The organism is Microcystis sp. M53602_WE12 (assembly GCF_030065455.1).
Lineage (GTDB): Bacteria > Cyanobacteriota > Cyanobacteriia > Cyanobacteriales > Microcystaceae > Microcystis > Microcystis aeruginosa.
The window spans coordinates 1-3,374 of record NZ_JASJFB010000323.1; the positions used below are offsets into that span (position 1 = coordinate 1).

The following is a 3,374-nucleotide window of genomic DNA, read 5'->3' on the forward strand; positions in this document are numbered from 1 at the left end:
CGGGTTAGCTCCCCATTTACCGGAAGTTTTACCCGAAGCCTTAGAAGTTGCCAGAGGGATTGGGAATGAAAACTCCCGTGCTTGGGCATTGACCTGGTTAGCTCCCCATTTACCGGAAAGTTTGTTACCCGAAGCCTTAGAAATTGCCAGAGGGATTGGGGATGAATACTCCCGTGCAGAGGCATTGACCAGGTTAGCTCCCCATTTACCGGAAGTTTTACCCGAAGCCTTAGAAGTTGCCAGAGGGATTGGGAATGAATGCTACCGTGCAAACTTATTAAAAGCATTAACCGCCACCTTAACCCCTGCTAATGTTGACTTATCTTTCTGGGAAAATGCCCTTCATGCTTTGGGAACTCTCACTCGTCCTCATTTCCTCGAAACTGTTCCTAACTTAGCGCCTTTAATCCTTCATTTTGGGGGGGAGGTCGCCTTAAGAGAAGTGTATCAAGGGATTAGGGAGGTGAGTCGCTGGTGGAAGGATTGCCCTGTCAATAATTGCTATAATAGCTAAAATGGTCATAATGGCTAGTTTCTAGAAGAATTATTTATGAAAACATTAGGAGCCTCAGAAGCAAAAAATCGCTTTGGCGAACTGTTAGACTTGGCTCGAAGAGAACCAGTACAGATAGCCAAAAAGGGACGTAATGTTGCAGTCGTGCTGTCAATCGAGGAATTTGAGAGATTTTCCGAGTTAGAAAATCAACTTTTGGCTTTACAGGCAGAAAAAGCTCATCAAGAAGGTTTTATCGGAACAACAGAAAGTGAGGCTTTACTGTCAGAAATTTTAAATGCTTAAGATTAACCTATCTCGACAGGCAACTAAACGCTTAAAAAAACTGCCAGATAAACACGCCAAACAAGTAGCCACAAAAATAACCGAACTGAGAACAAATCCCTATCCCCAAGATTCTCTAAAGTTAAAAGGATACTCTTATCATAGAGCCGATATTGGTGAATATCGAATCGTTTATCGTGTTGAGGAGCAAACACTAGAAATCTTGCTGATTGACAAACGAAACGATGATGAAATTTATAAACAACTAAAGAGAACAATATAGAGAATCTTAATTATCAACCATCAATTAATTAGCGATATTATTCCTGCTAAAATCAAGAAAAACAAATTATCTTTAAACACTCATGAACATTAACGTAACATTTCCCGAAGAACTTCTCATTGCCGCCAGAGAAGAAAAAGAAACATTCTCTCGTAAAGTTATCATTTATACATTAGGGCATCTTTATCAAGAAGGAAAAATTTCAGCAGGAATCGGCGCACAAGTATTAGGCTGCGATAAATATACATTTTATACACTTCTCTCTGAGTATGGTTTTTCCATTATTGATTACACAGCAGAAGAATGGGAATCAGAAATACAAACCAGCCGTAAATTAGCCAAAAAAATCAAAGAGAATGAAGATAATTGTTAATTCTACACCGATCATCGCCTTATCTTTGATTAATCAATTAGATCTTCTTAATCAGCTATTTAATGAAGTGATTATTCCTTGGGCAGTTTATCAAGAAATTGTCATCGCTGGAGATAATAAACCGGGGGCAAAAGAACTCAAAAATGCCAATTGGATTCAAGTTCAAGAAGTTGCATCATCATCTCCTCTTGAACCGCTATTACTAGGATTAGATCGAGGAGAATTAGAAGTTATTCTCTTGGCAATTTCAATCAAACCAGACTGGGTAATTATAGATGAGAAATTAGCAAGAAGAGTTGCCAAAGCTATGGAATTACCCGTCAAAGGAACATTAGGAATTCTCTTGGTTGGTTTTTATGCAGGTTATCTATCTAAACAAGAAATTTTAGATTTATCACAACAGTTAGTTGATTATGGAATTCGTATTAGTTCTCCGATTCTTAATTGGCTAAAAACAGAATTAGACAATGATCATTAATATCAAATCAATGCAAAATAAACTACCATGAAACAACTAATCGTACACATTCGTGACCAAGAAAAAGCAGAAACACTCTCTAAAATTTTAACTGCTTTAGATTTTGTTGACTCTGTAGAAATCATCGAAGATCAAACAACATTATCTGATAACGAGCAAGACTTCTTTGCCCTAGCAGGACTGTGGGAAAACAGAAATATCACGCCTGAATCTATCCGTCAAGCAGCATGGCGAGAAGAAAACCGATGATTTTATGTGACACCAATATCCTCATTGAATTCTATAAAAACAACCATAGAATTATCGAAGAGCTTCGCCATATTGGACTAAATCAACTAGCCATTAGTTCCATTAATCAAGCCGAATTATATTATGGAGCAATCAATAAAAATGAACTCAACAAAATCAAAAGACATCCCGGATTGCTACATACCTTTCCTGTAGATGTCGCAATATCCAATCAATTTATTAACTTAATGGAAACCTACTCCCTCAGTCACAAACTCAACATCCCTGACTCTATCATTGCCTCAACAGCATTAGTGCAGAATATTAAGCTATATACATTGAATTTGAGAGATTTTTGTTTTATTCAAGGCTTAGAACTCTATGATCTGTCAAATGAATAACCCATCAACGTTAGCATTTTCCAGCGTTCAGCGAACCAGTCATGAATTAGTCAAAAAATCAAAGAGAATGAAGATAATTGTTAATTCTATTCCCAACTTAGTCCCTTTAATCCTTCATTTTGGGGGGGAGGTTGCCTGAAGAGAAGTGTATCAAGGGATTAGGGAGGTGAGTCGGTTGTGGTGGTGATTCTTGTTCTATGAATTAGCCTCCACCTTACCCAATTGAATCAGCAGTCTGCTCCCCAGTGCCTTCGGCAAGCGCGGCAATCCGATAAAATAGTGAATAGGTGACATCGGGAAAAAATCATCTATGGCAACTACATCAGAAGACGTATGGCGAATCTTAGCCGAATTAGCGACTGCTCAAGCCGAATTGACTGCTGCTCAAAAAGAAACTGACAAACAACTCAAGGAAACTGACCTACTATTGAAGGAAGTCAGTCAACAACAGAAGGAAAACGCCCAACAAATCAAGGAAACTGACCGACAACAGCAGAAAACTGACAAACAACTCAAAGAACTGGGCAAACAAATTGGGGGACTCGGGGCAAAATTCGGCAGCTTTACCGAAGGACTTGCCCTTCCCTCAATGGAAACGATTCTCAGACAACGGTTCGGTATGAAAGTTGTTAGTCCCAGTGTCCGAGCCAGCGAAGATGGACAACACCTAGAAATTGATGTCCTTGCCTATACCAATGGTGAGCTAAATATCGCCTATATCGTCGAGGTTAAAAGTCATGCCAGAGAGGAGTCTATTACACAATTAAAAAGTATTTTACAACGGTTTCGCCGCTTTTTCCCCGAACACAAAGATAAAAAACTCTATGGCATAC

General features: G+C 38.9%; 7 protein-coding genes and 1 pseudogene. All 8 read left to right on the forward strand.

The features are described from left to right. Positions 1-514, forward strand: a pseudogene (locus PX482_RS11470) (apoptotic protease-activating factor); the annotation flags it as partial. Between the two features lie 36 nt (positions 515-550). Beyond that, positions 551-799 carry a type II toxin-antitoxin system Phd/YefM family antitoxin gene (locus PX482_RS11475; protein WP_288093890.1) on the forward strand — a complete coding sequence of 83 codons (249 nt, stop codon included), beginning with the start codon at positions 551-553 and terminating at the stop codon, positions 797-799. Further along, a complete protein-coding gene (locus PX482_RS11480) occupies positions 792-1,061 on the forward strand; it encodes a type II toxin-antitoxin system RelE family toxin (RefSeq protein ID WP_002739840.1) in 270 nt (89 codons plus the stop codon). The genes PX482_RS11475 and PX482_RS11480 overlap by 8 nt, the downstream gene beginning before the upstream one ends. Before the next feature lie 82 nt (positions 1,062-1,143). Further along, on the forward strand, positions 1,144-1,434 hold the full coding sequence (locus tag PX482_RS11485) for a UPF0175 family protein (protein ID WP_288093888.1): 291 nt from the start codon (positions 1,144-1,146) through the stop codon (positions 1,432-1,434). Beyond that, on the forward strand, positions 1,418-1,912 hold the full coding sequence (locus PX482_RS11490) for a PIN domain-containing protein (protein ID WP_002780146.1): 495 nt from the start codon (positions 1,418-1,420) through the stop codon (positions 1,910-1,912). Before PX482_RS11485 ends, PX482_RS11490 begins: the two co-directional genes overlap by 17 nt. Positions 1,913-1,939: 27 nt before the next feature. After that, positions 1,940-2,161: a hypothetical protein gene (locus PX482_RS11495; protein ID WP_002760517.1), complete on the forward strand. Its 222-nt coding sequence runs from the start codon at positions 1,940-1,942 to the stop codon at positions 2,159-2,161. Continuing rightward, positions 2,140-2,541, forward strand: a complete 402-nt coding sequence (locus PX482_RS11500; RefSeq protein ID WP_288122454.1) for a type II toxin-antitoxin system VapC family toxin — start codon at positions 2,140-2,142, stop codon at positions 2,539-2,541. The genes PX482_RS11495 and PX482_RS11500 overlap by 22 nt, the downstream gene beginning before the upstream one ends. Before the next feature lie 310 nt (positions 2,542-2,851). Continuing rightward, the coding region (locus PX482_RS11505; RefSeq protein WP_288122455.1) for a DUF3782 domain-containing protein at positions 2,852-3,374 on the forward strand (523 nt) is incomplete at its 3' end.

Bases quoted from the DNA above. Each gene is read 5' to 3' on its own strand.
- PX482_RS11475 (WP_288093890.1), top strand. From the start codon at position 551: ATGAAAACATTAGGAGCCTCAGAAGCAAAAAATCGCTTTGGCGAACTG.
- PX482_RS11480 (WP_002739840.1), top strand. From the start codon at position 792: ATGCTTAAGATTAACCTATCTCGACAGGCAACTAAACGCTTAAAAAAA.
- PX482_RS11485 (WP_288093888.1), top strand. From the start codon at position 1,144: ATGAACATTAACGTAACATTTCCCGAAGAACTTCTCATTGCCGCCAGA.
- PX482_RS11490 (WP_002780146.1), top strand. From the start codon at position 1,418: ATGAAGATAATTGTTAATTCTACACCGATCATCGCCTTATCTTTGATT.
- PX482_RS11495 (WP_002760517.1), top strand. From the start codon at position 1,940: ATGAAACAACTAATCGTACACATTCGTGACCAAGAAAAAGCAGAAACA.
- PX482_RS11500 (WP_288122454.1), top strand. From the start codon at position 2,140: ATGGCGAGAAGAAAACCGATGATTTTATGTGACACCAATATCCTCATT.